The sequence below is a fragment of the Rhizobium leguminosarum genome (assembly GCF_010668065.1).
GTDB lineage: Bacteria > Pseudomonadota > Alphaproteobacteria > Rhizobiales > Rhizobiaceae > Rhizobium > Rhizobium leguminosarum_S.
This window is the reverse complement of record NZ_WUEN01000003.1, coordinates 220,705-246,452: the sequence shown is the minus strand read 5'-3', so window position 1 is coordinate 246,452 and position 25,748 is coordinate 220,705. Positions and strand designations below refer to the sequence as shown.

The 25,748-nt window shown below is 61.8% G+C and carries 25 protein-coding genes; 19 read left to right on the top strand and 6 right to left on the bottom strand.

Annotated features, from left to right (window positions below):
• Positions 1 to 53: 53 nt before the first annotated feature.
• Positions 54 to 311, bottom strand: a complete 258-nt coding sequence (locus tag GR198_RS09595; RefSeq protein ID WP_164068282.1) for a hypothetical protein — start codon at positions 309 to 311, stop codon at positions 54 to 56.
• On the opposite strand from GR198_RS09595, the gene GR198_RS09590 reads away from it, so the two are divergent.
• Together GR198_RS09590 and GR198_RS09585 are read left to right on the top strand one after the other, a co-directional pair.
• Positions 256 to 567: a hypothetical protein gene (locus GR198_RS09590; RefSeq protein ID WP_026160252.1), complete on the top strand. Its 312-nt coding sequence runs from the start codon at positions 256 to 258 to the stop codon at positions 565 to 567. The two genes, GR198_RS09595 and GR198_RS09590, sit on opposite strands and share 56 nt — an antisense overlap.
• A 292-nt stretch (positions 568 to 859) precedes the next feature.
• Positions 860 to 1,084: a hypothetical protein gene (locus GR198_RS09585; RefSeq protein WP_003549821.1), complete on the top strand. Its 225-nt coding sequence runs from the start codon at positions 860 to 862 to the stop codon at positions 1,082 to 1,084.
• A 29-nt stretch (positions 1,085 to 1,113) separates the two neighbouring features.
• Here GR198_RS09585 and GR198_RS09580 read toward each other — a convergent pair whose 3' ends face one another.
• Positions 1,114 to 2,034 carry a GNAT family N-acetyltransferase gene (locus GR198_RS09580; RefSeq protein ID WP_164068562.1) on the bottom strand — a complete coding sequence of 307 codons (921 nt, stop codon included), beginning with the start codon at positions 2,032 to 2,034 and terminating at the stop codon, positions 1,114 to 1,116.
• A 296-nt stretch (positions 2,035 to 2,330) separates the two neighbouring features.
• Here GR198_RS09580 and argE point away from each other — a divergent pair, with 296 nt between their 5' ends.
• From argE to GR198_RS09515, 13 genes are all read left to right on the top strand, one after another.
• Positions 2,331 to 3,452 (top strand): acetylornithine deacetylase, encoded by a 1,122-nt coding sequence (argE, locus tag GR198_RS09575; protein ID WP_164068560.1) that lies wholly within the window; start codon positions 2,331 to 2,333, stop codon positions 3,450 to 3,452.
• Positions 3,453 to 3,476: 24 nt separating this feature from the next.
• Positions 3,477 to 4,400 carry a 2-hydroxyacid dehydrogenase gene (locus GR198_RS09570; protein ID WP_164068558.1) on the top strand — a complete coding sequence of 308 codons (924 nt, stop codon included), beginning with the start codon at positions 3,477 to 3,479 and terminating at the stop codon, positions 4,398 to 4,400.
• Between the two features lie 25 nt (positions 4,401 to 4,425).
• Positions 4,426 to 4,779, top strand: a complete 354-nt coding sequence (locus tag GR198_RS09565) for a cupin domain-containing protein (RefSeq protein WP_130784743.1) — start codon at positions 4,426 to 4,428, stop codon at positions 4,777 to 4,779.
• A 123-nt stretch (positions 4,780 to 4,902) separates the two neighbouring features.
• Positions 4,903 to 6,366 carry an aldehyde dehydrogenase family protein gene (locus GR198_RS09560; RefSeq protein ID WP_164068555.1) on the top strand — a complete coding sequence of 488 codons (1,464 nt, stop codon included), beginning with the start codon at positions 4,903 to 4,905 and terminating at the stop codon, positions 6,364 to 6,366.
• A 9-nt stretch (positions 6,367 to 6,375) separates the two neighbouring features.
• Positions 6,376 to 7,419 carry a tartrate dehydrogenase gene (locus GR198_RS09555; RefSeq protein WP_164068553.1) on the top strand — a complete coding sequence of 348 codons (1,044 nt, stop codon included), beginning with the start codon at positions 6,376 to 6,378 and terminating at the stop codon, positions 7,417 to 7,419.
• A 15-nt stretch (positions 7,420 to 7,434) separates the two neighbouring features.
• Positions 7,435 to 8,892 (top strand): NAD-dependent succinate-semialdehyde dehydrogenase, encoded by a 1,458-nt coding sequence (locus GR198_RS09550; RefSeq protein WP_164068551.1) that lies wholly within the window; start codon positions 7,435 to 7,437, stop codon positions 8,890 to 8,892.
• 226 nt (positions 8,893 to 9,118) lie between these two features.
• On the top strand, positions 9,119 to 11,074 hold the full coding sequence (locus GR198_RS09545; protein WP_131708056.1) for an SARP family transcriptional regulator: 1,956 nt from the start codon (positions 9,119 to 9,121) through the stop codon (positions 11,072 to 11,074).
• 41 nt (positions 11,075 to 11,115) lie between these two features.
• On the top strand, positions 11,116 to 12,147 hold the full coding sequence (locus GR198_RS09540; protein ID WP_164068548.1) for a phosphatase PAP2 family protein: 1,032 nt from the start codon (positions 11,116 to 11,118) through the stop codon (positions 12,145 to 12,147).
• 33 nt (positions 12,148 to 12,180) lie between these two features.
• The gene (locus GR198_RS09535) at positions 12,181 to 13,875 is read left to right on the top strand and encodes a S8 family serine peptidase (RefSeq protein ID WP_164068546.1); all 1,695 of its coding nucleotides are present in this window, start codon (positions 12,181 to 12,183) and stop codon (positions 13,873 to 13,875) included.
• Positions 13,876 to 13,979: 104 nt separating this feature from the next.
• A complete protein-coding gene (locus tag GR198_RS09530; RefSeq protein ID WP_164068543.1) occupies positions 13,980 to 15,563 on the top strand; it encodes an aKG-HExxH-type peptide beta-hydroxylase in 1,584 nt (527 codons plus the stop codon).
• Complete coding sequence (locus GR198_RS09525) at positions 15,560 to 16,507, top strand: ThiF family adenylyltransferase (protein WP_164068541.1); 948 nt, start codon at positions 15,560 to 15,562, stop codon at positions 16,505 to 16,507. The genes GR198_RS09530 and GR198_RS09525 overlap by 4 nt, the downstream gene beginning before the upstream one ends.
• Before the next feature lie 9 nt (positions 16,508 to 16,516).
• Positions 16,517 to 16,738, top strand: a complete 222-nt coding sequence (locus GR198_RS36220) for a hypothetical protein (protein ID WP_003549783.1) — start codon at positions 16,517 to 16,519, stop codon at positions 16,736 to 16,738.
• A 111-nt stretch (positions 16,739 to 16,849) separates the two neighbouring features.
• Positions 16,850 to 17,155 carry a DUF982 domain-containing protein gene (locus GR198_RS09515; RefSeq protein ID WP_003549782.1) on the top strand — a complete coding sequence of 102 codons (306 nt, stop codon included), beginning with the start codon at positions 16,850 to 16,852 and terminating at the stop codon, positions 17,153 to 17,155.
• 44 nt (positions 17,156 to 17,199) lie between these two features.
• Here the strand turns inward: GR198_RS09515 and GR198_RS09510 are convergent, their stop codons facing one another.
• From GR198_RS09510 to GR198_RS09495, 4 genes are all read right to left on the bottom strand, one after another.
• Entirely contained in the window at positions 17,200 to 18,474 is a 1,275-nt protein-coding gene (locus GR198_RS09510) for an NAD(P)/FAD-dependent oxidoreductase (protein ID WP_164068539.1), read from the bottom strand.
• 13 nt (positions 18,475 to 18,487) lie between these two features.
• A complete protein-coding gene (locus GR198_RS09505; RefSeq protein WP_164051504.1) occupies positions 18,488 to 19,156 on the bottom strand; it encodes a haloacid dehalogenase type II in 669 nt (222 codons plus the stop codon).
• A 163-nt stretch (positions 19,157 to 19,319) separates the two neighbouring features.
• The gene (gene otnC, locus GR198_RS09500; protein WP_164068537.1) at positions 19,320 to 19,994 is read right to left on the bottom strand and encodes a 3-oxo-tetronate 4-phosphate decarboxylase; all 675 of its coding nucleotides are present in this window, start codon (positions 19,992 to 19,994) and stop codon (positions 19,320 to 19,322) included.
• Positions 19,995 to 20,010: 16 nt separating this feature from the next.
• On the bottom strand, positions 20,011 to 21,009 hold the full coding sequence (locus GR198_RS09495; RefSeq protein WP_164068535.1) for a LacI family DNA-binding transcriptional regulator: 999 nt from the start codon (positions 21,007 to 21,009) through the stop codon (positions 20,011 to 20,013).
• 239 nt (positions 21,010 to 21,248) lie between these two features.
• On the opposite strand from GR198_RS09495, the gene GR198_RS09490 reads away from it, so the two are divergent.
• From GR198_RS09490 to otnK, 4 genes are all read left to right on the top strand, one after another.
• Positions 21,249 to 22,565 (top strand): MFS transporter, encoded by a 1,317-nt coding sequence (locus GR198_RS09490; RefSeq protein ID WP_164068533.1) that lies wholly within the window; start codon positions 21,249 to 21,251, stop codon positions 22,563 to 22,565.
• A 68-nt stretch (positions 22,566 to 22,633) separates the two neighbouring features.
• On the top strand, positions 22,634 to 23,578 hold the full coding sequence (ltnD, locus tag GR198_RS09485) for an L-threonate dehydrogenase (RefSeq protein WP_164068531.1): 945 nt from the start codon (positions 22,634 to 22,636) through the stop codon (positions 23,576 to 23,578).
• Positions 23,579 to 23,592: 14 nt separating this feature from the next.
• Positions 23,593 to 24,369, top strand: a complete 777-nt coding sequence (otnI, locus tag GR198_RS09480) for a 2-oxo-tetronate isomerase (RefSeq protein WP_164068530.1) — start codon at positions 23,593 to 23,595, stop codon at positions 24,367 to 24,369.
• Between the two features lie 3 nt (positions 24,370 to 24,372).
• A complete protein-coding gene (gene otnK, locus GR198_RS09475) occupies positions 24,373 to 25,653 on the top strand; it encodes a 3-oxo-tetronate kinase (RefSeq protein WP_164068528.1) in 1,281 nt (426 codons plus the stop codon).
• The last annotated feature ends 95 nt before the right edge of the window (positions 25,654 to 25,748 follow it).

Below are 25,748 nucleotides of genomic sequence, written 5' to 3'. Positions count from 1 at the left end.
TTTCCGGAATTAAGACGATAGATAATTCTCTATATAAAAATCATTGCATCAGCTCAAGCCGGTTTCGGCATTGGGCGAAAAAACGCCATCCGCGGAGCGAACAGGCAAGCGATTGCCGAAAAAAGGATCGCGACGCCGAGGAAATAGCCATGCAGGCGGCGACATTGCCTCTGTCGGATGAGCATTTGCGGCTTTGAGGCTGGCATGCGGCTTGCATCCGCAAGGCCAACTGCAGATCGATCGGCGACGACCTTAATGTTGCAACTTGTCTTGACCTGTCTTCTTCTGAGCGTCGCTTCAGGCTTGAGCATGCGCCGTTTTCTCCTGCCGTATTTCCCAGGCGGCGATCTCGCTGAGAAATCCGCCCCTGTGACGATCGTCGCAAGCGCCGTCTTTCTGGCGGCAATCGCTTTCACCGTCTCCGATCAGGAGCTTTGGGCAAAATCCGTCATCCTGATGCTCGGCCTTTCGCTGGCGGCGATGTTCGACGATGCTAGACCCAGGCTGACGATCGCCCTCTCCGCCGTCAGTCTGGCGGCCTATCTCGGGCTGCGTTCGATTAGCTAAGCCATCCAACCATCACGCAAACAGATCAGTGGTGATTGAACACCGCAGCTCATTGCCCGGTGCCGAAGCCCAATCGAGGCGTTGCATCGACCGACGAAATCATTCATCAAAGAGCCACATCTTACAACCTGAAACATCCCCCGACCGCGGACAAGAAAGACTTCGCGCAATACGGGAAAATGATCTCCATTGAAGAATATTCTCTCCCTGTTATTCTCCACAATAGAACATTTGCCCGGGCACGCCGGGATCGCAACGGCTCCTGTGCCGCACGGATGTTCGAGTTGCGCCGATGATGAGGAGGCGAGTGGCGATCATGGACAGCGACCCGGCAGGAAAAATCTGGTCGGAATGGTACGCGTGGCATCCTGTCTTGCCGACCGATGACACAGTGTTCTGGCTCGAGACCGTGTACCGCAAGGAAAGCCCGGAGGGTTTCTGGCAATACCGCTCGTTCCGGCCCGAATTCGAACGTCAGCAGGCTCTGACCCGCCTCCCCATCTGTCCCGGCGCTTAAAACCCGAAACGATCTTCAGTAGGCTTGCGTCAACCGAGTGCCTGGCTGACGAGCGCATAGGTCTTCGGCTCGGGCGCCACTGCGCGTCCAGCAACCGGAAGCCAAGGGCCACCGAGCGACATGGTCGTCACGATATCGTAGACGGGAAGACCGCAGCGGGAGAGGAAATCGGAAAAGGCTCCGCCTTGCTCGCGTGTGTCGAGGCGCAGGAACGCCCCTACGTGCTCGGCAGCATGCGGGCGGACGACGGCGATCGCGTCTGCGTCGCTGCGCGCCACAACGGGACCGATGACATGGCCACGCCCGAACCGCCGGCAAAGCGAGAAGGCCTCGATCCGGCCGGCGCGGCTCAACACGATGCCCTTGGAACTTGCCATGAGCCGGGCCAGGAGCAGTTTGCGATCCGTGCCGAAGGCCACGCAATCCAATTCGGCGATCGCTTCCAGATCGCCAGCCTCGACGGCCCGTATCACGGCGCCGGACGGCGGTTCCACATCCGGCGGCAACATCGCTTCGCCATGGCATTGAAAGACGAGCGCCTCCCGAACAAAGTTCAGGGACCGATAAAGACGGCGCGCTGCGCGCGTCGCATTCAGCCCGAGGTTCCGCCCGGCGACCTGATTCAGCGCGTGGCCCATCAGCCATTGCCCGGCGCCATTGGTTTGAAGACGCGGCGAGGTGATGACCATACCGACCGTGGCAAATTGCGCATCATAGGGAAACCACATCGCGGAGCCCAGGATACGGCCAATGTCATCGATCGCAACGATGCCCTGTCCGAACTCCCGCAGGAACTGCCAGTCCTCACCGCGATGCGGCCATGCAACGGTCATCGAAAGTGCATGCAACTGGTCGAGGGCAACGCTGTCGATCCCGGCGATATGCGTCTCGAAACTATCGACGAACCTGGATTCGGATGTCAGTTCACTCACTCCCGCCCCCTGCTGCATTTTTGGCCAAGTCTGCGCCCGGAAACTTCTCCGTCCAGATTAGAACAGATCGTTCGATACAATTCACTGGTGAAGCCTGCGCAAACACAACAATCGACCAAATCCCGATGCGCTTTCGGCAAGTAACGCCTGCGCCTCCCTCTAGACTCATTGACAGATCCAGCGGCCCGGAGTCGCCATTCACTGTGAGAGCCCGGAAATGTCACCTCCCTCAGCCCAGTTGCAAACACCTCTAACATCTCGCTGGGCCGAATTGTCGTTTCCGTCGGCGGCAGGGCATGCTTGTGAGGTCGCAGATGCAGGCCATTGAAATTCTCGAAAGGCTCGTCGGCTTCCCCTCCGTCGTCGGCACGCCGAACCGCGAGATCGTCGCATGGATTCGGCACTATCTGCAAAGCCACGGCGCCGTCGTGACGGAGCTCCCCGGCCCGGAGGGCGACCGGTCGAACCTCTTCGCCACAATCGGCCCGAAGGGGGAGCCGGGCTATATCCTCTCAGGCCATATGGACGTGGTCCCCGCCGCCGAAGGCGGCTGGACCAGCGATCCGTTTCGGCTGCGCGCCGAAGCGGACCGCCTCTACGGTCGCGGCGCCACCGACATGAAGGGTTTCCTGGCCGCCGTTCTCGCCGCCGTCGCAGTGCTGGCGGAAACACCGCTTCGCCGACCCATCCACCTTGCCTTTTCCTATGACGAGGAAGCCGGCTGCCGCGGCGTGCCGCACATGATCGCCCGCCTGCCGGAGCTCTGCGCAACTCCGCTTGGCGCGATCATCGGCGAGCCGAGCGGCATGCGGGCGATCCGCGCCCACAAAGGCAAGGCCGCGGCCCGGCTGACGGTCAAGGGCCGGTCCGGCCACTCCTCGCGCCCGGACCAGGGACTGAACGCAATCCATGCCATTACCGACGTCCTGGCTTGCGCTCGCGCCGAATCCGAACGGCTCACGCGCGGCCCTTTCGAGCATGTTTTCGAACCGCCCTACTCCTCCCTTCAGGTCGGCACGCTGAAGGGCGGCCAGGCGGTCAACATCATTCCCGACACCTGCGAGGCCGAGTTTGAAGCGCGGGCTATTTCCGGCGTCGATCCGATCACGCTGCTGGCGCCGCTCCGGGCAGCGGCCGAGGGACTATCGCAGCTTGGCTTTCAGGTGGAATGGCGCGAACTCAGCGCCTATCCGGCACTTTCGCTTGCCGCCGATGCGCCTCTTGCAACTCTGCTCCGCGAACTGACCGGTCTCGAGCCGCTCGCCGCCGTCAGCTATGGCACCGAGGCCGGGCTTTTTCAGCGCGCAGGCATCGATGCAATCATCTGCGGACCCGGCGACATCGGCCGCGCCCACAAGCCGGACGAATTCATCCCCGCCGGCGAACTGCTCGCCTGCCAGGCGATGATCGAGGCACTCGGCCGCCGTTGCGCCTGATGACATGATCGAGGAGCCTATTCGATGACCTTTCTCTTCAATTCCGATGCGAAACGCGGCGCCATATTCGCCGAAGCCTTCGCGCGAGAACTGCCCGACATTGCTTTTTCCATGGATCCCAAGTCGGTCAAACCGGATGCCGTGCGCTACCTGATCACCTGGACCGTACCGCAGGACCTCGCGCGCTATCGCAATCTCGAAATTCTGTTTTCGATCGGCGCCGGCATCGACCAGTTCCGTATCGATGCGGTGCCGCCGTCGGTGAAGGTGGTGCGCATGGTCGAAGACGGCATCGTCAGGATGATGCAGGAATATGTGACGCTGGCCGTGCTTGCGCTGCATCGCGACCTGCCGGCCTATTTCGACCAGCAGCGACGCCGGACCTGGCAGACGATCGCTCCTAGGCAAGCCTCGGACCGCCGCATCGGCGTGCTCGGGCTCGGTATGCTTGGAAGCGCCGTGCTCGAACGTCTGCAGCCCTTCGGCTTTCCGCTTTCGGGCTGGAGCCGCAGCCCGCGCGAGATCGACGGCGTCCGATGCCTGAGCGGCCAGGACGGCCTCGATATTCTGCTTGCAATCACTGACATTCTCGTCTGCCTGCTGCCGCTGACGGACGAAACGCGCGGCTTCCTGAATGCCGAGCTTTTCGCCGGACTGCCGGCCGGCGCCGCACTCGTCCATGTCGGCCGCGGCCCTCAGCTCGACCATCAGGCGCTCATTGACGCGCTCGACGCCGGGCATCTCTCCGGCGCCGTCGTCGACGTTACCGATCCGGAGCCGCTGCCTCAGGACCACGCCTTCTGGAACCATCCGAAGATCCTGCTGACGCCGCACATTGCGAGCGTCACCCAGCCTGAAACCGCCGCGGCGGCCGTAATCGGCAACATCAAACGGCACCAGGCGGGCCTCGATCCGATCGGCTTGGTCGATCGCAACCGTGGCTACTGAGTTCTCAACCTAGGAAAGCAAAATCATGTCCCTCCTCAAGACGATCGACACCAACCCATCCTTCGCGCCGCGCGAGTCCGGCCCCCTCCCCGAACGGCTGATCTCGGGCAATCCGGCCTTCAAGACCTGGGCGCAGGACGTTGCCCGCGGCGAGACGGTTCATAGCGGCGTCTGGGAAGCGACACCCGGCGAGACGCGCTCGATCAAGGGGGAGACCTTCGAGTTCTGCCATATCCTTTCCGGCCTGGTCGAACTCACGCCGGAAGGCGGTGAACCGGTTGTCTACAAGGCCGGCGACAGCTTCGTCATGAAGCCGGGCTTCGTTGGTGTCTGGAAGACGGTCGAGACGGTACGCAAGATCTACGTGACCGTGACGTGACGCCGTAGATTTGACTGTGGAGGCGGCGAAAACGCAATTTTTCGCCGCTGCGGCATCGCCGGTCGACGCATGCTGCTCGCCTTCCCCAGCTAGGCTTGTCTCAGCCCATCCCGAGGACATGCGATGACACTCAGCTTCGATCCGAACACGATTTCCCTGCCCGTCGGACATTTCATCGGCGGCCGGCTGGTTCCGGCCGAAGCCGTCATCGACATGCACCGTCCATCCGACGGCAAGGCCTATGCCGGCTGCCCGCTGGCCGACGAGGCCCTTGTCGATCACGCCGTCGAAACCGCCAGGGAAGCGTTGAAGACAAGCAATTGGGGTGGTGTGCGGCCGCGCGAGCGCACCGTGGCGCTGCAGCGCTGGGCGGACCTGATCGAAGCCGAGGCGGAAACCCTCGCCAGGCTCGAAGCGCTCTCCTCGACACGGCCCGTCGGTCATCTCGTCGCCGGCGATATCGCCGTCACCGCTGAGCAAATCCGCTTCTTTGCCGAATTCGCTGACAAGGAAGGCGGCGACCTCGTCCCGACCGACGATGCGAACTTCGGGATGATCATGACGGAACCTTATGGCGTCGTCGGCGCCATCACACCCTGGAATTTTCCCTTATCCATGGCCGGCTGGAAGCTCGGTCCGGCGCTGGCGGCAGGCAATGCGGTGGTGCTGAAGCCATCGGAAATGACGCCGTTTTCGACGCTCTATCTCGCCGAACTTTCGGTGCGGGCCGGCCTGCCGGCAGGTCTCGTCAACATCGTGCTCGGCGACGGCCCGACCACGGGAAATGCGATCACCGGACATCCCGGCATCTCCAAGGTCAGTTTCACCGGCTCGACCGCGGCCGGTGCGGCAATCATGACCAACATCGCCCGCACCGGCGTGAAGCCGATGACGCTCGAACTCGGCGGCAAGAGCCCGCAACTGGTCTTCGCCGATGCCGATCTCGAGCTTGCGGCGGCAGCAATTGCCGGCAGCATCCTCTCCAACGCCGGTCAGGCCTGCGTTTGCGGATCCCGCCTGATCGTCGAGGCGAAGGTGGCGGACGCGCTCGCAGCCGCACTCGTCGAGAGGCTGGCGGCCATTCGCCCCGGCCCCACCTGGGACGAGGCGACCGACTATTCGCCCGTCATCTCCGAACGACAGATCGCCCGCATGGACGGTATCATCCGTGCCGCGATCGACGGTGGCGCCGAGTGCCTCACCGGTGGCCGCCGCCTCGACCGCGAAGGTTATTTCTACGCACCGACCCTGATTTCGGGGGTGACGGCAAGATCGCCGGCGGTTCTCGAGGAGATCTTCGGACCGGTGCTGACCATTCAGACCTTCGAGGACGAGGAGGAGGCGCTGAGCCTCGCCGACCATCCGGCCTACGGGCTTGCCGCCGGCCTCTTCACCCGCGACCTCTCACGCGCCATCCGCGTGACTCGCCGCCTGCAGGCCGGCACCGTCTGGGTCAACCGCTACGGCCGCTCGCGCGACCATATCCTGCCGACCGGCGGCTACAAGCAGTCCGGCATCGGCAAGGATCTCGGCCGCGACGCCTATCTCGCCAACCGCAAGAGCAAGAGTGTGCTCATCAGCCTGTGAGGATCTGCGATGAAAACCTACAAAATCGCCCTTCTGCCCGGAGACGGCATCGGCCGCGACGTGACGGCAGCGGCCTGGGCCGTGCTTGAAAAGGCAGCTCGCCTGAACGGATTTTCTCTTGACGCAACCAGCTATCCCTGGTCCTGCGATTACTATCTGGAGAACGGCAGCATGATGCCCGCCGACGGCATCGAAATGCTCAGATCCTTCGACGCCATCCTGCTCGGCGCCGTCGGCTGGCCTCGCAAAGTGCCGGATTCCGTGTCGCTGCATGGGCTTCTGCTGCCGATCCGCAAGGCTTTCGTGCAATATGCCAATATCCGCCCGCACCGGCTGCTGCCGGGTGTGCAAGGGCCGTTGCGGTCCGATGGCTTCAACATCCTCTGCATCCGTGAAAATACCGAGGGCGAATATTCCGGCGCCGGTGGCCGCGTCCACCAGGGCACCGATAATGAGGTGGCGGTCGAGACCTCGATCTTCACCCGCACGGGGGTCGAGCGCATCCTGCGTTTCGGCTTTGAGCAGGCGCGGACACGACGCGGCAAGCTTGCCTCGGTGACGAAGTCCAACGCCCAGAAATATTCGATGGTCTTCTGGGACGAGATCACCCAGAGGCTTTCAGCGGAATATCACGATGTCGAGGTGACCAGCTACCATATTGACGCCATGGCCGCCCGCATGGTCATGGCGCCTGATAGTCTCGACGTCGTGGTCGCCTCCAACCTGTTCGGCGATATCCTGACCGACCTCGGCGCCGCTATCCAGGGCGGGCTCGGTTTTGCCGCCTCCGCCAACATCAACCCCGATCGCTCAGCGCCGTCGATGTTCGAACCGGTCCACGGCTCGGCGCCCGATATCGCTGATCTCGGCATCGCCAATCCGATCGCCGCCATCTGGTCGGGCGCAATGATGCTGGAGCATCTCGGAGAAAAGGCTGCCGCCGCAAGGGTGATGGCATCAATCGAAGCGACGACGGCGCGCGGCATCGGCGCAATTCCCGGCAAGGACAAGACCGACGCCATCACGGCATCGGTGCTTTCGGCACTTGGCTGATCAATGGAGAGCAGAATGAACGGATTGAGGGATAGCAGCCTGCTTCGTCAGCAGGGACTGATCGACGGAGAATGGCGGGGGGCCGCGGCCGGGCACACGATCGAGGTGATCGACCCGGCGACCCAGCATGTGCTGGGCACGGTGCCCGACATGGACGGAGCCGATACGAGAGCGGCAATCGCCGCGGCGGAAAAGGCCTTTGGTCCATGGCGCGCAAAGACCAATGCCGAACGCGGCGCGTTGCTGGAAGCCTGGCATGATCTGATGCTCGACAATATCGAGGATCTGGCGCTGATCCTCACTCGTGAGCAGGGCAAGCCGCTGACGGAAGCGCGCGGCGAAATCCGCTACGGCGCCTCGTTCATCAAATGGTTTTCCGAGGAGGCGCGCCGCATCGGCGGAACGACCATTCCCTCGCCGACGGCGGATCGGCGGATCGTCGTTCTGAAGGAGCCCGTCGGCGTATCGGCGATCATCACGCCGTGGAATTTTCCGAATGCGATGATCACCCGCAAGGTCGGGCCGGCGCTCGCCGCAGGCTGCACCGTCGTCGTCAAGCCATCGGACCTGACCCCCTTTTCGGCGCTGGCGGTCGGCGTATTGGCGGAGCGCGCCGGCATCCCCAAGGGGGTGATCAATATCGTCACCGGCATGCCGACCGGCATCGGCGATGAACTGATGGCGAACCAGACCGTGCGCAAGATCTCTTTCACCGGCTCGACCCGCGTCGGCTCGCTGCTCATGCGCGGCGCGGCCGACAGCGTCAAGCGGCTCAGCCTCGAACTCGGCGGCAACGCGCCCTTCATCGTCTTCGACGATGCCGATCTCGATCTGGCCGTGGAAGGCGCGATCGCCTCGAAATTCCGCAATGGCGGGCAGACCTGCGTCTGCGCCAACCGGCTTCTCGTCCAGTCCGGCGTCTACGAGGCCTTCGCCGCTAAACTTTCCGCGCGTGTATCGGCCATGAAGGTCGGGGCCGGCACGGATGCCGGCACCGATATCGGGCCGATGATCAACAAGGCGGCGATCGAGAAGATCAAGCGTCATGTCGACGATGCGGTGGAAAAGGGAGCGAGGATCCTCGCCACCGCAGATTCCGTGCCTGAAGGCAATCAATATGCGGTGCCAATGGTGCTTGGCGGTGCGACGACCGAGATGCAGCTCGCCAGCGAAGAGACGTTCGGACCTGTTGCCCCGCTTTTCCGTTTCGACAACGAGGAAGAGGCGATCCGCATCGCCAACGCCACGCCCTTCGGGCTTGCGGCCTATTTCTACACCGGGAGCCTGAAACGCTCCTGGCGTGTCGCCGAAGCGCTCGAATTCGGGATGGTCGGCCTGAACACAGGGGCGATCTCGACCGAGGTCGCTCCCTTCGGCGGCGTCAAACAATCCGGTCTTGGCCGGGAGGGCGCGCAGTGCGGCATCGAGGAATATCTCGAGATGAAGAGCTTCCACATCGGCGGGCTCGCCTAACTACAGGAAAACAAAAGAGCGCCGGGACATCATCCCGGCGCTGGATGATCGGAGCGACTGTCGATGCTCCTGCTGGCGTAACTCCGACACGTCGTTTTGAGTACTCCGCAGCCTTTGGCGGATGCCTGCAAAATTACGGTGCCCAAACAACATTTCTTTGACGCTGCTTTGACGGCAGGATGCTACGGCCGGTTTGCGAAGTTACGCAGAGGGATTTCAACCGGTTATGCTTCAGTTCGATCATCGTCATAGCATAGATTTACGTTTCGCAATCCCGGTTTCCCTTCCCGGTTGCTTGCCAGGAGCCGAAGTTGTGGCAGACTGGCCCCTGGATGCTAGGTCTTCCGGCCGCCAAACGAGCGTATCGGAGGCAGCGGGGGCGGGGCCGGTGGATCGCATGAACAAGGAGCAATATCCGTTTCGGATGTTCCTGCTCGGGCCTTTTGCCCTTGTGGACGCCGGGGGGCGGTCGGTTGCTCCGAAATCCAAAAAGGCACAGGCTCTTCTGGCGATGCTTGCATTGTCCACCCGGGGCTCGCGCTCGAGAATCTGGCTTAGGGACAAGTTATGGAGCGATCGCTCCGACGACCAGGCGGCAGCCAGTCTACGCCAGGCGCTTTTGGACATTCATAAGAGTCTGGGACCGGCACGTGATCTCTTGATTGCGGATAAGAATACCGTTTGGCTGGATACGGACCGACTCGTGCTCGATACCGACCTGATGATTCGGACGGAGCGGTCTCCAGATCAAGTCACCGACGAATTGCTCGAAGGCATCGACATCCGCGATCCCGAATTCGAGGACTGGTTGGCGCTGGAACGGCAAAACTGGTATCGCCGCCTCGATGAAGGACAAGTCCACGACGTCTTCGAGCCGCGACAGCAACCGAGCCGCGATATCGCCAAACATTCCGCCCTGCTGCCTTTAACAGGCGCCCCGGATACGTCGAGAACAGGCAAACCCGTGGACAGCGCCAGCAGCGGCCCAGATGGGCGGCGGGGCGGCGGTGGCTGGCAATGGATGATGGCTCTTCTGTCCCCCATCGTGGTGGGTGCCGGAGAGGGCGGACAAATTGCTGCGACACGGTTCCAGAACCTCATTGCAAAAGCCATCATCGATGGGCTGGGCTTTGGCGTCACCGACCTCTCCTTCACCTTGCCGCATATTGAAGAGAACGAACAGCAGATCAGCCTTCCCATATGCCTACAGCTTCGCCTGACGTTTGATGGTGACATGGTGCTGATCGAGCTGGTGATGAAGCATCTGATCAACAACCGTATTCATTGGCTGGGCAGTCAGGCAATCAACCGCACGCAGTTCGAGCGGGGCGAGTTCGGCATCGCCGCTGCGCTGATCAGCCAGGCCGTCGATCAGCTGGCCTATTTCCAGGAGTTCCAGGCAACCGACAGCCGATTGTCGCAAGACGGTCTCCTGATCGACGCCGTCAGTGCGATCTTTCGGCTGTCGCGCGACGACCTCGATAACGCGGAACGGCGCCTGGAAGCACAGATCCAGTATCAGCCGCGATCATCGACTTTTGCCTGGCTGTCATTCATTCGGACTTTCCAGGTCGGCCAGCGTTTCAACGCGCTGGACGCGCATCTGATCGAGGAAGCCCAGGCCTATGCACGCAAGGCGCTGGAACTCGATCCGCAGAATTCCGTGTCGCTCGCGCTCGTCGGCCACGTCCATTCGTTCCTGTTCGGCGAATACGACTATGCGGCCAACCTGTTCGAAAAATCGATCCGCCTGAATCCGGCCCTGCCGCTCGGTTGGGACCTCTACGCGATGCTGCACTGCTATGCAGGCCAGCCCGACAAGGCGGTGGCGATGGCGCGTTGGGTACAAGAGCTCGGCGTCTACAGCCCGCATAAATATTACTTCGATACGACCAAATGCATTGCGGCAGCGCTTGCAGGCGACCATGCCGCAGCCATAACTGCAGGCGAAGAAGCCTTGCGGGCACGGCCGAACTTCAACAGCCTGCTGCGCTATCTTGCCTCCAGTCATGCCCATTCCAACGATCTCGGCGGCGCGCGGCATTACCTGCAGCGTCTTGAGGCAGTCGAGGGCGGCTTCTCCATCAACGACTTCCGCGGCAGCGGCTATCCGCTGCTCGACACAGGCGGCGGCCAGATCTTGATCGACGGCCTGCTCAAGGCCGGCGCCAAGCTGCGCTGAGCCCCGGACAATTCTTCACATCATCGCGCAAGGAGGCTGCAATGGAAGCGGACACTGCCCACGAATCGCAATCAAAATTAGTTTTATTTCTAAACAGTTATAAATTCAGGATTGAGCCGGATACGGTCCTCCCATGCGAACCCAGGGACGATGCCGGTGCTGATCCTCTCGCCGGTGCGTCACCGGCAGCACCTGATGCAGCCTCCGAACCTGCGCTTTTCCCCGGCATGGGTGAAGATGCATCGCCTCTGGCAGTGCCCATGATGGCGACGATGGCCGTAGCCTCGGTCCTCACGAGCGTGGCGAATAAGTCGGTGCTCAACAAGGCATCGCTGAACAAAAACAAGAACAAAAATAAGAATAAAAACAAGAACAAGAACAAGTCGACGATGGACGGCGCCAGCCTCGGCGTGTCGCAGCTTATCCCCTCCTTCGAGCTGCGCAGGCTGCACCAGCAGCCGTCACGCAACGCCTATACCGCGGCGCGGCGCTTCACCTGGGAAATGCTGGATATACTTCCACCGCCCGGCCCGGATTATACCCGCCTCGAAACGACGGTGCTGCTCTCTATGCAGCGCCGCGACCGCGAGCGTGTGCGGCGCCTGTCCGACATCCAAATCGAGTCGACGATCTCCGTGGGGGAATTTACCCGCGCATTGCATATCGAGGATCTCGGCGGATTCGAGCAGACGGAAGGGCTTTTCCAGGCGATCCTGACGGCCTGCGAATATGTCGGACTGATCTACAAGAGCCAGTTCAACCGGCTGCGGCCAAACCAGTTTGAGCCCATGCTGCGGCCGTTGCTGGCCGTGCCGGTCCACGAGTCCTATCCCAGCAACCATTCGTTCCAGTGCTTTTCGATCGCCTTCGCGTTCTCGACGATCCTGCCGGAACATCCGGCCACCGACGAGCTTGCCCGCATCGCCCAGAACGTCGCCGAAAATCGCGAATGGGCCGGCCTGCACTATCCGAGCGACACACAGGCAGGGCGAGATCTCGCCCGACGCTTCGCTCCCTACCTCCACGACGCGTTCGGTCCTCTGTTCCAGGCCGTCCACGACGAATGGGTCTGAATTCTCCAGCTGCTGCTCAACAGGGTTACAACCATGACGGATCTAACACAAATGCCTGGGCCCGCGCCGATCAACTACTACTATCTCTGGCACCTGACTGCTCTTGGCGTAGTCGACGCGGAATACGGATCGGCTCCACCGGCGCCTCCAGCGCCCGATGCGAGCGCCGCACGCGCGCTTCCCGATCCCCTCATCACCGGCACGGTCTGGGATGCCATCGCTTCCGCCGGCCCGCTGCGACCCGCACGGGTCGCGCTGATCGATGTCGGCGTATCTCCGGATCATCCCAATCTGGCAACCCGGCTTGACCGGGAGGCGTCAATCGATTTGACGACCCATCGCTACGGCGCCCGCGTGCTCGAAATTCTCGATACGACCACGTCTTTTGACCGCGAGGAAAGACATGCCTTCTTTGCCGGGCTCGACATCGCTCCGCTCGGCAATATGGGCCTTTCGAACGACGACCGAGACTATCTCGGTGATCTGGTTGCCGAATACGCCGCGTCGGAGGGTGTTCTCCGGCGGCTCTACAATCCGGAATCGCTGTTTGCGTCGCATGGTACCTGTTGCGCTGGGCTGATCGTCGGCGAACCCGCCGTTGTTGCGGAAGAGGGCACCTCAAGCCTTCCGCCGGAAGGAGCCTTCTACGGGAATGGCGACGAACTGCATACGAGCGGCAATCGCAATGTCATCCCCTATTTCGGCGTTGACCCTTTCTCAAGGCTTATCTCGATCAGAACATCCTTCGAAGACGATGTCAGGCAGTTCATTGCGGCCTTCCTTTATGCCTATCTTCAGAAAGCAGACGTAATCGTCTTGCCGCGCGGTCTGCCTGACCCGAAACACAGCATCGTTGATCCGAAGAACGAGTTGAAGGCCGACCTGGAATTGTGGAAAAACCAGGATGCCGCCAATCTGTTCACGCGCATTGCCCTTGCTGATCAGGGTGGGCCTGAACTGGAGCCGAAGGCTGCGCAGAAAGGCTCCAATCCGGATCGCCCATGGCATGTCCTCAAACAACTCATCCTCGCCATCAGCCGGCACATCCCGATCGTCTGCGCCGCAGGAAACAGTGGCGAGAGCCAGCTGATCTATCCGGCAAGTCTTGCCGCCGACAACAACGGCGTCATTGCAGTTGGAGCCGTTACCGTCGAAGGTTTCCGTTCGGGCTACAGTAATTACGGCGAAGGATTGACGGTTGTCTCCCCCTCCGACGACGGGGAGGTCTTCAACAGGCATCAGTTGCGCCTCGACCGGCTTTCTCCATTTGCCGCGCAGCACGACTACAGCGCTTTTCGAACGCGGGAATACTGCTATTCGCACTTCTCGCTGCTGACGACCGACCTATCGGGGATTTTCGGCTATGATCATGGCTCCGATCCATGGTCGGCCGTCGTGCCGTTCGGAACCAATCCCGGCATCGGGGGCGGATACTACACCACCTTCGGGGGCACATCAGGCGCGGCGGCGCAGGTGGGCGGGCTATGTGCCCTGATACAGCGGGCCTACAAAAGCCGCCACAATCTGGGTGACCGCCTCTCGGGGCCTCAAGTGAAATCGATTCTGAAGACCGCATCCCGCCTGGACGCCATTGTCGCACCCGGAACGAGGAAATTGACGGCGGATTGCATGAACGCCGAAAGCGAGGACGCCGTCGAGATGGCCTATTTCTTTGGATCGGGCCTGCCAAATGCGCGGGCGGCGGTACAGGCAGCTCTGGCCATCTGAAGCCCGGGGATGCTTTTCGAAAGATTCCAAGCCTCCTCTATCGAGGGGGCTTTTTCTTTGTTTACGACCTTTTTACGGATTTTTAACGCGGTACTGGCGGGCGAATGACGCCCTTGGGCAATAGTGCCTCTCAACGGACGGCACATACCGTTCCGATGCTCGACGAAGCCGGCCCGAACCGGGGCATCTTCGCCCGACATGCAACCTTGATCCGCCCGAAGACAAACTCACGGAGGCTGCCGATGTCCGCGTGCCGCATACAACAGTTGGCAGATGAGGCGCGCCTCCTGCTCAAGCGCAATCCCCTGATGGCAAGTTCCGTCTCCCTGCAGCGCGTGGCAACACGCAACCTTTTGAAGCGACGCTTCCAATATGGCCGCACGCTTGCGGCGGCTTCGAAGCTCGCCGGTTGTTCGGCTGGGGTAGAGGCACTGTCAGGTTATTTCCCCGACCTTGCAGATGGCGGATACACTCGCCTGCCGGAGCTTCCGCCAGCGGTTGCCGGACCGGTCGGCGCCGACCCTTACCGTTCATCCGTACTTGCAGCCTGGATGGGTGCGCTCGCGCGCAGTCTGGAATGGCAGGCAGCCCGCCCCGATGTGCAGGTCGTCGGCCGCTATCTGCAGCCGGATCTGATCGCATCGGATCTTGAACTCGAACGTCAGACAGCGTGCCGGCTCTCTTGCGGCATCGGTCTCGTGCACATCGAAAGTCCGGCGCGAAGCCGTATCATGCAAGCCCTCCTCCGCCAATGCATGCCGGACTATCCCCGGCCCGGCTATCCGATCACCGACGATGCGGAATTGGATCGAATCGCCGACCATCTGGAGAAGGCCTTCGCATTGATCGCGGACTTGGACGAGTACGGCCATCAGCGTCTGATCGCCGGCCTGCACACGCTTTACGTTGGCGTGCGGCGCGAACCGCAGTGCTCCTTTTCGAGTTCGAACGAATTGCCGGGCAGCGCGCTCATCGTCCTTTCCAGAGAGAGATTGCGCGCCGGCGATCATGCCGCGACAGCGGCCCAACTGCTTCATGAGGCGGGGAATATCCTGCTCGGGTTCTATACGACATCGGCGGCGGCATCCCTGCCCGGCGAGTTCCAATATGTTTCCCCATACAAGAAGGACTTACAGACGCTCGAGAGCATCCTGCATACGGCCTACACCATTCCCTGGGAGTGCGCCTTGCGCATGGCATGCCTATCCACCGAGGCGGATCCTGAGCGCCGCGCCCGGAAAGCGGCATTCATAATCGCCTATGCCGCGCGGCAAGTCCCGCTTGTCGACATCGCTCGGAAAGGTATCGAACGTCTCGGCGGCGATGTCCTCCTCGACCTCCCAGACATCGCCGCCATTCCTTCCTGGAGCAGTCGGATCTTGTTCCTCGTCAGCCAGTTGCTTGCCGAAGAACCCATTGCGCACCGGCAGGCGCATCTTGCCGAGCGCCAGCGAGTTCTCGATCGCCAAGCCTGGGATATCGGACAGATGCTGCTGCGCGGCAAGGAGCCGATCGATCCTCGGATGGGCCGGCGAGAGATCGATGACAGCGGCGACAATGTCAGCCTCTGGTACGACGGCAAATTCCACGTGATCGTGAAGACCCCCGACCATGCGATGGGCGAGGATTACGGTCACTACGCCGCGACGATCCGCGGAGTTGCGCCCAGCGAGATGGAGGCGATGTGATGGTCAACTATCGGTTCAAACGATTATCGGCGGCCGCCACCGCGTCCGTCGACTTCCCAAACCTCGTCACCCACAGCCTTGGGCGGGGCGGCCGGGGGGCTCTGTTCACCGGCAATAGTGCCGATTCTGTCGAGGAACAGAGCCCCCATGTTACCCGGTCTGCATTCGTCGTCTCGTTGAAGGCTTCCGATATGCCGGCGGAGGACGAATATGACTCCGCCGCAATCGATCACCACGACGCCATCCTGACGCCTCTTTGCCATCGGCAACGCGACATCGCGCGTTTTGGCGATATCGACTTCGTCATCATCGGATGCGGTGACTTGGGCTCGCAGATCGCCATCCAGCTCGGGGCCCTCGGCGCGCGCCATTTCCTTCTCGTGGATGCGGATCGTATCAATGAGAACGATTTGAACCGTCTCCCTTGGGCAAGCGAGGCTGATGTCGGCTGGCTGAAGACGGACAGGCTGGCGACCCATCTGGCCGCGGGTTTCTCGGCTTATGTCTTCACGCTGCCGGAATTTGCGGAAGGCGCCTCGGCGCTGCGGTTAATCGCAGACTACGCTAATAACCCGTTCTTCATCCTCGCCGGCGACGATTCTCGTCGAGCCCAAGATCTCCTGTCGGCCTGCCGAGCATTGAAAGCCGGCCTGCCGCCTCATCTGCATGTGGGCCGCTCGGCAAACTATTGCATGGCAGGTCCTTTGGTCCTGGTGCATGAGGACGCATGTTCCGTCTGCCATTGCGCCACCCAAGTCGCAACCGACGACAGCTTTCGCGCCCTGCCGGCCACCGTCGACAACCCATTGGTCGCCGGCCTTGCCGCGTCGCAGATCGCCCAAAACTGCCTTTCGAGACACTCGGTCGCCCGGGGACGCCAATGGATATTGGACCTCAAAGGCGATCAAGCCGAGCTGCGCTCTCTTAAAACACCCCGAATGTAAGGTATGTCCATGATCGCGCTATTTTCCTCGGAATATTGTTGCCCCGTTGGCGCAACTGCCGGAAAGAACGATGAGCTGACGATAACCGAAGCTCTTCGTGATCCACTAATCGCTATCGTCATGCGCGCGGATGGCGTGACCTCCGAAGAATTCAAGCGACTCCTTGAGGCGGCAGCCCGCGAGCTAAAAGCCAATCTAGCGAACTCCTCCTTCCCACCAACCGGAGGATAGGCACGTGATTGTCGAGATGACGCGGAAGATGGTTGACGAGCATGTGCGGCCAATCTCGGTCCGAACCATGGCCCGGCATTGGCACTGGCCGTCCCGCGGAGTTCAGGGGCAATGAGATTCGATATGGTGAGAAAGTTCCCAACGATAATTCTTGTTTTTGCCGAAGGGAAAGATCGCAAGGTGATCCGTACCGCTCACGAGGCTGCCCAACTGTTGCTGAAGGAATGGCCCACCGACGATGGTGAGGAATTCCTCACGGCGGTGAGAATCTGTTTGGAGGTCCTTACCGGAGAGAGCGAACCCGAGCAATTGCATGAGGCAATCGTCCGCGCGGCATATGAAGCGGGCATTGCAGCGATCACGACTGATAACCGCCTTGGGATTCTCAGGATCTATCCAGTCAGCGAGGCCAGATAGTTGAGCGCCGCGCAGGTGCTCATCCCAGTCCTGCCTCCGGCCCGTTACTGGAAGCGATCGAGCGTCTTGTAATAGAGCCCGACGAGCGGCAGGAACCACGGCTTTCCGAAATGGCCGGGAACGGCCGGCCATTCGAGCCCCTTGATCGGATTACGGTCGGCCTTGCCGAGGATGGCGTCGGCCATGATCATGCCGAGATGGGTGGAGAGCTGGGCGCCGTGGCCGGAATAACCCATGGCATACCAGACACCATCGACATAGCCGGCACGCGGATAGCGGTCCTTCGTCATGTCGACGAGCCCGCCCCAGCAATAGTCGATCTCGACGCCGGCAAGCTGCGGGAAGATTTCAGCCAGGCTGGCGCGGAGAATGTCGCCGCTCCTTGCGTCCGAGCGCTGATCCGATGTGGCGGAAAACCGGGCGCGACCGCCGAAAATCAGCCGCTTGTCGGGCGACAGCCGGAAATAGTTGCCGATGTTCATCGACGTGACACAGGTGCGGTTGCCCGGCATCGTAGCGGCGATTTCGGCGTCGGTCAGCGGACGGGTCGCGATCAGAAAGCTGCCGACGGAAATGATCCGGCGGCGGAAATAATTAAAGAGCGACGGCGTATAGGCGCCTGTCGCGACCAGGACGTGGTCTGCGGTGACGGTGCCGCGTGCGGTCTCAAGGCTGTGGCGACCGTTTCCCTGCCGGTGCGCGGTCACCGCCGCCTTTTCGAAGATGACGGCACCGTGACGGGTGGCCGCAGTGGCGAGCCCGGCGACATAACGGCCCATATGCATCATCGCGCTCTTCTTCGAGAGCATGGCGCCATGGAAGGGCGACCCAACCTCGCTTTTCAGCTCACTCGCCGTCAGAAGCGCGGTGTCCGGATCGACCTCTCTGTGAACAGCCTCGAAATTTCGGGCAAGGGCATCGAAATGCTGCGGCTTGGAGGCAAGCTTCAGCTTTCCGGCGCGGCGGAAATTGCAGTCGATCCCCTCTTCGGCGATAATCGCCTCGATCGTGTCGATGGAATCGTCGAACGCCTTGTAGAGGGCGACGGCCCGCTCCACGCCGAGTGCTGATTTGGCGGACAGGAAACTGTGGGCGAGCCCGTTGTTGAGGTGGCCGCCATTGCGCCCCGATGCCCCCCAGCCGACCCTTTCGGCTTCCAGCACGACGACCTTGACGCCCGTTTTCGCAAGCTGGCGCGCAGCGGCAAGCCCGGTGAAGCCGGCGCCGATGACGGCGACGTCATAATGTCCTTCGACGGGGCCCTGAACGCCGCCGGCAAAGGGCTGGGCGGTGTTGTGCCAGTAGGATTCGAATTGCATCTGCGCGTCTCCGTCAGAGCCCGACGACGCCAGGCAGGCCCGAGATGTCAGGAATTTCGACATAGCCGTAATAGGGGTTGGCCGGCTCGTGGCCACGATTGACCCAAACCTTGTTCTTGATGCCGAGATCGTGGGCCGACATCAGGTCGTAGCGGAAGGAGGACGAGCAATGCAGCACGTCTTCCGGTCCGCAACCCAGCATATCGAGCATATATTCAAAGCCCTTGAAGCGTGGCTTATAGGACTGCGCCTGCTCGGCGGTATAGACCGCATGGAAGGGCGCGCCCAGTTTTTCGACGTTCGACATGATCTGCGAATTCATGGCGTTGGAGAGGATGACCAAGGGGATTTCCTTGGCGACCTTGGCGAGACCGGCCGGGACATCTGAATGCGGCCCCCAGGTCGGAACCCGCTCATAGATCATCCGGGCGGCTTCGTCGCGAAATGTCACGCCGTTGCGCTTGCATGTCCGCTCGAGCGAATTGTGCACCACCTCGGCATAGGGTTTCCAGTCGCCCAGGATCTCATCGAGCCGATAGGCGGCGAAATTCTTGATGAACTCCGCCATGCGCTGCTCGTCGAGTTCTTCGCCGTAGAGGTCGCGCGCCGCTTCCGCCATCTGAAAGTTGGTCAGCGTGCCGTAGCAGTCGAAGGTGATGTATTTCGGACGGAACGTCGTCATCTGCGTATCCTTGAGCGATCGGAACTATCACAATCATAGGCACCGCTTCACCCACAGCTCGCCTGAATTGCCGCCATCGGAAGCAGAATCTATCGTATCCAAAGCGGGGTTTGGCAGAAGGTTGCGCGCTTGCCCGCGGTCAACGTCCGGCGGAGTGACGCCTTCAATCGCCGTCGTGATCGTGATCGTGATGCGAGGGAAGGTCGAGGCCGAAGGTGCTGACGAGATCGTCCACCTGCGCCGGGCTGAGGAAACGGGGATTGAGGTTGCGCAACAGCAGATAGAGCTTCGCCGTTTCCTCCAACTCCTCCGTCGCAAAAACCGCCGCCTCCAGGCTGTCACCGGCAACAACCGGTCCGTGATTGGCCAGCAGCACCGACGAATACTTGCCCGCCAGCCCGCGGATCGCGTCGGCCACCGCCGGATCGCCGGGACGATAATATGGCACCAGTGCGGTTTCGCCGGCGCGCATCAGATAATATGGCGTCATCGGCGGCAGGGCGGCGCGCGGATCGATCTCCGGCAGCATGGTCAGTGCCACCGCGTGGGTCGAGTGAAGATGGACGATGGCGCGGGCGCTGCCGCGCGTATCGTAAAGGGCGGTGTGCAGCGGAATTTCCTTGGTCGGCTTGTCGCCGGACAGGAGCCGGCCTTCGGCATCGAGCCTGGAGATCCGCGCCGGGTCGAGAAAGCCGAGCGAGGCGTTGGTCGGCGTAACCAGCCAGCCGCCATCCTCCAGCCGCAACGATATGTTGCCCGACGAACCGGGCGTCAGCCCGCGCTCGAACAGCGAACGGCCGTATCGGCAGATTTCCTCACGCAGGCGCGCGTCGGACATGACAGTTCCTCCAATATTAGGCGGTTGCCCCTTCGATCAGTTCAAAGCCGAGATCGACGGCCTGCGGCGGCGCATTAGTGACGACCAGTTGCGCGGCGATCTGCCCCGTCGCCACGCGCGGCGTTCGGATGGTCGACAAGGGTTGCGGTGTTGCCCGGCCGATATCGAGGCCGTTATAGCCGAAAATGGCGAGCTTCGAGGGGATCGCGATCCCCTCGGCCAGACAATGAAAATAGCCGCCCAGCGCCATGTCGTCGTTGGAAAAATAAACCGCATCGAGATCGGTCGTCCGGGCAAGCAGCCGCTCCAGCCCTAACCTGCCATTTTCCACGGACGAAGCGCCTGCGAGAATTTCGTGGGCGACGAGCGGGGCGTCATGCGCATCGAGCGTTTCGCAAAAGCTGGAAAACCGCTTGCCGGCACGGGTATCGCGGTTCAGGTCGTGACCGACATAGCCGATCCGGCGATAACCCCGCTTGAGCAGGAAGGCAGCGCTCTCCCGCCCGGCCGCGCGGTTCGAGAAGCCGACCGCGATATCGAGAGCATCGCCGTCGAGATCGAGCAGTTCGACAATCCGGCACCCGCTGGCGCGCAGCATCTTCACCGTGCCCTCGGTATGCTCGCATCCCGCCAGCATGACTGCCGCCGGCCGCCAGGCAAGCATCGCGGCGGCGAGCGCTTCCTCCTTGCCCGGATCATAATCGGTCACGGAGAAAACCGCCTGATACCGGTTCTCCTCCAGAACGGCACTGGCGCCGCGCAGTACATCGGGAAAGACGATGTTGGACAGCGAGGGAATGACGAAGGCGACAAGACGCGAACCGGTGGAGGCGAGCGTTCCCGCGATCCGGTTCGGCACATAGCCCAGCCGCTCGACGGCGGCCATTACCCGCTCCCGCGTCTTGCTGGAAAACGAACCGTGGTTGCGCAGCACGCGCGACACCGTGCTCTCGCCGACCCCGGCCGCCTCCGCGACCTCGGCAAGCGTTACCGTCGGTTGATGTTTGAATTCCATCGTTACGTTTGAACCCGACTGTTGAGGCGGTTGCCCGGCCTGCCCGCTCGATGGCCACCGCTCTGCCCCATTTTTCACCGCTACCGCCAAGAAGCAAGGTTTTTTTGGCAGCGCTACCAATTTACCGTTGGCAGCGCTGCCAAAATGGATTAATGAGAATGGCAGCGCTGCCAAAAAATGGCATGGCGTGCCGCGGTAGGATCTCAAGGAGACCGCGGCAACAATCGGAGGAGAAAATCATGACGCTGCAGACGCAAGCGCCAGTTGTTGGCGTACATCCCGCCCAGACGCTCGAAGACCGTGCCTATGGCAAGGTATTCTGGCGCATCGTACCCTTTTTGATGCTGTGCTACGTGGTCGCCTATCTCGACCGCGTCAACGTCGGCTTCGCCAAGCTGCAGATGTCGAGCGAGCTCGGCCTCTCGGAAGCCGCCTATGGCATCGGTGCTGGCATTTTCTTCATCGGCTATTTTCTGTTTGAAGTGCCGAGCAACATCATCATGAACAAGGTTGGCGCGCGGGTGTGGATCGCCCGCATCATGGTCACCTGGGGCATCATTTCCGCCGCCTTCATGTTCACCTCGTCAGAAACCGTCTTCTATGTGCTGCGTTTCCTGCTGGGCGTTGCCGAAGCCGGATTTTTCCCCGGCATCATTCTTTATCTGACCGCCTGGTATCCGGCCCATCGCCGCGCCAGGATCATCACCACCTTCATGTCGGCGATCCCGATATCCGCCATTTTCGGCAATCCGCTTTCGGGTCTCCTGATGGATAGTTTTCACGGCACGCACGGACTTTCCGGCTGGCAGTGGATGTTCCTGATCGAAGCCATTCCGGCTATTCTTTTCGGCGTTGCGACGTTCTTCTACCTTGATGATACGATCCGGGGCGCGAAATGGCTGAGCGATGAGGAAAAGCGCGTGCTGACGGCCAATATCGAGGCGGAGAACCAAGCCAAGACAGCAAGCCCGCACAGCATCGCCGCAACGCTGGCCGACCGCCGCGTCTGGCTGATGTGCCTGATCTATTTCTGCTTCGTGCTCGGGCAATATGGCCTGAATTTCTGGATGCCGACCATCGTCAAGGCCTCGGGCGTCAACGGAAACCTCAATATCGGCCTGATTTCCGCGATCCCCTATATCTGCACATTCGTCGTGATGCTGGCGCTCGGACGTTCCGCCGACAGGCTGCGCGAACGCCGCTGGCACCTCGTCGTCCCGGCCTTCATCGCCGCCGGTGGGTTCGTCGCGGCGACAATGGCAACGAGCACGACGGTCTCGATTGTCTGCCTCTCGCTGGCGGCTGCCGGCGCCATCAGCTGCGCGCCGCTCTTCTGGTCGCTTCCGACGGCGTTTCTCGCCGGCACGGGCGCTGCGGCCGGCATTGCCTGGATCAATTCGGTCGGTAATCTCGCCGGGTTTCTCGGGCCGTTTCTGGTAGGCTATCTCAAAGACTTCACCGGCACCAACAGCGCCGGCATGTATCTGCTGGCGGCTGCGTTAATCATTGGTTCGCTGGCCGTGTTGACGGTTCCGGCGAAAAGCGTCAATCGCTGAGCTACAGCCCCTCCGGGATGATACCCGGAGGGGCGCAGACCTCTCTCACAAGACTGGAGAACCTCCTCATGCCACCGCTTGCTGAAAACTCGGGCTCGGCCGTTGTCGCGGCCGTCATCGGTCTTGGTTCCATGGGGCTTGGAATGGCCCTGTCGATGAAGCGCGCAGGTCTCGACGTCGTTGGATATGACGTCACGCCGGCGGCAGTGGACCGCTTCGTCGCCGAGGGTGGACGTGGAGCGTCAACCCTCGCCGCTGCGGCAAAGGACGCCGACATTGTCGTCTCCGTGGTCGTTAATGGCGCGCAGACCGAGGCCGTGCTGTTCGGGCCTCAAGGCGTCGCAAATGCGATGAAGCCCGGTGCTGTCTTCGTCTCGTCGGCCACCATGGATCCCGCGGTCGCACGCGATCTGGCGCAGCGGGTGGAAGCTCTTGGCCTGCATTATCTCGACGCGCCGATTTCGGGTGGCGCGGCCAAGGCGGCGCGTGGCGAACTGACGGTCATGGCATCCGGCTCCAGACAGGCCTTCGATACAGCGCGCCCGGGTGTCGACGCCATGGCCGCCAAGGTCTACGAGCTTGGCGACGAGGCCGGAAAAGGCGCTGCCTTCAAGATGATCAACCAGCTTCTCGCCGGCGTGCACATCGCGGCCGCCTGTGAAGCCATAACCTTTGCCGCCAAGCAGGGCCTCGACCTCGACAAGGTCTATGAGGTGATCACCGCTTCGGCCGGCAATTCCTGGATGTTCGAAAACCGCGTGCCGCATGTGCTGGCCGGAGACTATACACCGCTCAGCAGCATCGAGATTTTCGTCAAGGATCTCGGTATCGTCCAAGACATGGCCCGCTCCGAGCGTTATCCCGTACCGCTCGCGGCCGCCGCCTTGCAGATGTATCTGGCCGCCTCCGGAGCGGGCATGGGCCGTGACGACGATTCCTCGCTCGCGCGGCTCTATGCCAAGCTTTCCGGCGCTGAATTGCCCAGCTCCACCAAAGAGCCGCAGAGCCTGTAAAAGGAACGCTAGACATGCCGGTTTTCGCCGCCAACCTGACGATGATGTTCAACGAATGGGCGTTCCTCGACCGTTTCGACGCCGCAGCCGAGGCCGGCTTTGCCGCCGTCGAATACCTCTTTCCCTACGAAGCCGCGCCGGAGGCAATCGCCGAACGGCTTGCCCGCAACAATCTGCAGCAGGCCTTGTTCAACCTGCCGCCGGGCGACTGGGCAGCAGGCGAGCGTGGCATCGCGGCCCTTCCCGGACGGTTCGATGCGCTGAAAGCCGATGTCGAGCGGGGACTGGACTATGCGGCGGCAACGGGCGTCAGGCGATTGCACCTGATGGCAGGCATCGCCGACCGTCATGACGAAGACGCCGCCTCCGCTTATTGGCGCTCCGTCACCTATGCCGCCGGACGGCTTGCGGAAAAGGGCATCGATCTGCTGCTCGAACCGATCAACGGGCGCAACATGCCCGGATATTTCCTCAACGACTTCGCCGCCGCCGAGCGGCTGATTGCCGAATGCGCCCTGCCGAACCTGAAGCTCCAGTTCGACATCTATCACCGTCAGATCATCCATGGCGACGTCACTATCGCGTTGCGACACCTGCTGCCGATTGCCGGCCATATCCAGATCGCCAGCGTGCCGTCCCGCAACGAGCCGGATGGGGAGGAGCTGAACTATCCCTATCTGTTCGGCGAAATCGATCGCCTTGGTTACGACGGTTTCGTCGGCTGCGAATACATCCCGCGCGGCCACACACTGGACGGTCTTGGCTGGTTCAAACCTTTTGTACGGAGCTAGACGATGGCTATTTTGCTCGGATCAATCGCCGACGACTATACGGGCGCCTCCGACCTCGCCAACACGCTGACGAAGAACGGTCTGCGCACGGTGCAGACGGTCGGCATCCCTGATCCGTCGCTGGCCCTACCGGATGTCGACGCCGTAGTCATCTCCCTGAAGATCCGCTCCGTCCCGGCCTCGGACGCCGTCGCGGCCGCGGCGAGCGCCGAGCGATGGCTGCGCCAGCGGGGCGCCGGCCATGTGCTTTACAAGATCTGCTCGACCTTCGATTCCACAGATGCTGGCAATATCGGTCCGGTCACCGATGCCCTGAGCGATGCTGCGGGCGGCGGCATCGTGCTGGTGACGCCCGCCTTTCCGGAAACCGGACGCACCGTCTATCTTGGCCATCTCTTCGTCGGCGGGCAGCCGCTGAACGAAAGCCCGCTCAAGGACCACCCCCTCAATCCTATGTATGACGCCAACCTCGTGCGGGTTCTGACCCGCCAATCGCGTAATGCCGTCGGACTGATTGATCTCACAACCATCGCGGCCGGACCCGGCGCCGTCAAGGCGAGGCTCGATGCCATGCGCACGGCAGGCGTCACCACTGTTATCGCCGATGCAATTTTCGAACGCGATCTTGAAACGCTCGGCGAGGTCGCGTTGGAAACACCGGTATCGACAGGTGCGTCCGGCCTCGGCCTCGGCCTTGCCCGCGCGCTCGTCCGCTCCGGTCGGATATCCTCCGGCGCTGCAACGACGGCGGACGCCATTCGCCCGGTGGGCGGGCTTTCCGCGATCGTTGCCGGCAGTTGCTCCAAGGCGACGCTCCACCAGCTCGACATCGCCGAACGGTCGATGCCCGTCCTACGGCTCGACCCGGAGCGGCTGCTTGCAGGTCCCCAGGAGATCGCCGCGGCGATCTCCTGGGCCGGAGACCGCATCTCCGCCGGCCCCGTCGTCATCGCCGCGAGTGCTGCGCCTGAAACCGTGTCCCGGCTGCAATCGCTCCATGGACGAGAGGCCTCCGGCCACGCAATCGAGACCGCGACGTCGATCATCACAGCCGAACTGGTGGAGAGAGGCGTGCGCCGCCTTGTGGTCGCAGGCGGCGAAACCTCGGGCGCGGCGGTCGACAGGCTCGCCATTCCGGCATTTCTGATCGGCCCGGAGATTGCGCCCGGCGTGCCGGTGCTGCGCACAGTCGGCAATGCTCAGGGCGATATGCTTCTGGCGTTGAAATCAGGAAACTTCGGAGGCGAAGATTTCTTTACGGCAGCGCTGGCGATGATGCACTGACAGGGCCTGGATCCGATGAATATCGATCGGTTCTAGCATAAGATGCGGCGCCCCATGACAGCAACGCCATAAGATACTGCCTGAACCATGGCCTT